This is a genomic window from Bacillus sp. 05T31 (assembly GCF_056396725.1).
In genome coordinates this window covers 1-1,812 of record NZ_JBFTMA010000807.1, presented here as the reverse complement: position 1 = coordinate 1,812, position 1,812 = coordinate 1, and the positions used below count along the sequence as shown (strand labels likewise).

3 protein-coding genes are annotated in these 1,812 nt (G+C 35.5%); 1 reads left to right on the top strand and 2 read right to left on the bottom strand.

Annotated elements, in window-relative coordinates; translation table 11 throughout:
- Positions 1-134, bottom strand: a 134-nt coding sequence (locus AC1DJR_RS28535) for an AMP-binding protein (RefSeq protein WP_141530948.1), incomplete at its 3' end; no start/stop codon positions are given.
- A 12-nt stretch (positions 135-146) separates the two neighbouring features.
- A complete protein-coding gene (locus tag AC1DJR_RS28530) occupies positions 147-293 on the bottom strand; it encodes a teichoic acid D-Ala incorporation-associated protein DltX (protein WP_002011626.1) in 147 nt (48 codons plus the stop codon).
- Between the two features lie 337 nt (positions 294-630).
- Between AC1DJR_RS28530 and AC1DJR_RS28525 the strand changes: the two genes are divergently transcribed.
- Positions 631-1,809 (top strand): amidohydrolase, encoded by a 1,179-nt coding sequence (locus tag AC1DJR_RS28525; protein WP_477004107.1) that lies wholly within the window; start codon positions 631-633, stop codon positions 1,807-1,809.
- Positions 1,810-1,812: the final 3 nt, after the last annotated feature.

Here is a 1,812-nt window from a genome sequence, read left to right as displayed (position 1 = left end):
GAAGAAATCCAATGTGCTAACGCATCAGAATCTTCCTTTAATTGTTTGTACGTAATTTTCGCATCTCGCCAAACAAAAGCGGTTTGATCAGGCGTTTCTGCAGCCCACTTTTCAATTTGTTCTAATAACTTCATAACGTTCCCACCCTAGAATTCATTGTAAATAAATGTACTTGTGTTTGTATCATGGAATCCATACAACCAAAGTAATGCAAATAAAATTGCAAGGTAATAAACCGTCTTTGCAACCCATTGTGTGAGTGGTTGAGACCATATCTCTTTTAATCTTTCCATGTCTTTCCCTCTCTTAATGAAATAATAGCTCTTTGTAGGTATCATGTCCTACATTATTGTGAAAAAAACAAAATTCCACATTTTAGGTAAAAATAAGACAGAAGGCTCTTTTCTGATATTAGCACTAAATACTAAAAAAGAAAATCCCTAACTTAGCAATTATATTACATTCGGCATGAATTTGTAATGGGTTTGACATGTAAATAGAAAGTGGATTGTGTGAATACATAAAAGTGGACTATAAGAATACGTGAAAATATAATATTTGTTTTTTATTAATCGGTAGAGACTGAGCAAGCTTTAAATTACTAGATCTTTTTAAAAGGAGGAAATTATCATGAATAGAGTGTGGAAGAGTCTGATTTCAGAAGAAAATATTATGAAATGGAGACGGCATTTCCATAAGTATCCGGAATTATCGTTTCATGAAAAAGAAACTTCGCAATTTATATATGATACATTATGCTCATTTTCTTCTTTTGAAGTAACGAGACCAACGAAGTACAGTGTACTAGCAATTAAAAGAGGAACGGAACAAGGGAAAGTAGTTGCGATTCGAGCGGATATAGATGCTTTACCAGTTCAAGAGGAGACAAGGAAATCTTATGCGTCTGTGAATAAAGGAATGATGCATGCATGTGGGCATGATGCTCATGCAGCTATTTTGTTAAGTACAGCGGAGGCGCTATCAAATATGAAGGAAGATTTTGTAGGGGAGATTCGTCTATTCTTTCAGCATGCAGAAGAGGTGTATCCTGGTGGCGGACAAGAAATGGTGGAAGCGGGCGTTATGGAAGGCGTCGATTATGTAATAGGTTTGCATGTTATGTCTGGATTAGAGAGCGGGAAAATAGGAATTGTATATGGCCCTATGATGGCAGCACCAGACGTATTTACAATTGAAATTTTAGGAAGAGGCGGTCATGCGGCACGACCAGAAGAAACGATAGATCCTATCGCTATCGGAGCACAAATTATTACAAATTTACAATATATCGTATCAAGAAATACAAGTGCTTTTATGCATAGAGTAGTGTCAGTTACACAATTTCATGGGGGGATGGCCGATAATATCATTCCTAGTGCAGCAGCTTTAATGGGAACTGTTCGATCTTTTAATCAAACATTAAGAGAGGAAGCAAAAGAGAAAATTGAGCAAATTGTAAAAGGAATTACAGAAGCACATGGGGGAGATTATACATATACGTATCGTTACGGATATGATCCAGTTGTTAATAATGAGTACATTACGAAAATAGTAGAAAAAAGTGCGATAAAATTGTTCGGAAATCAGCGTATTGTGCATCTTGAACCTTCTATGGGAGGRGAAGATTTTTCAGCGTATTTAAGAAAAGCACCTGGTTGTTTCATTAAATTAGGAACAGGGAATAAAAATATTGATACTTGTTATCCACATCATCATCCGAAATTTGATGTGGATGAATCGGCTTTAATTAATGGAGTGGAACTATTTTTAGAGACAAYTATAAGACTACTAGAAAYTGATAAAGCATAAAAA

Bases quoted from the DNA above. Each gene is read 5' to 3' on its own strand.
- AC1DJR_RS28530 (WP_002011626.1), bottom strand. From the start codon at position 293: ATGGAAAGATTAAAAGAGATATGGTCTCAACCACTCACACAATGGGTT.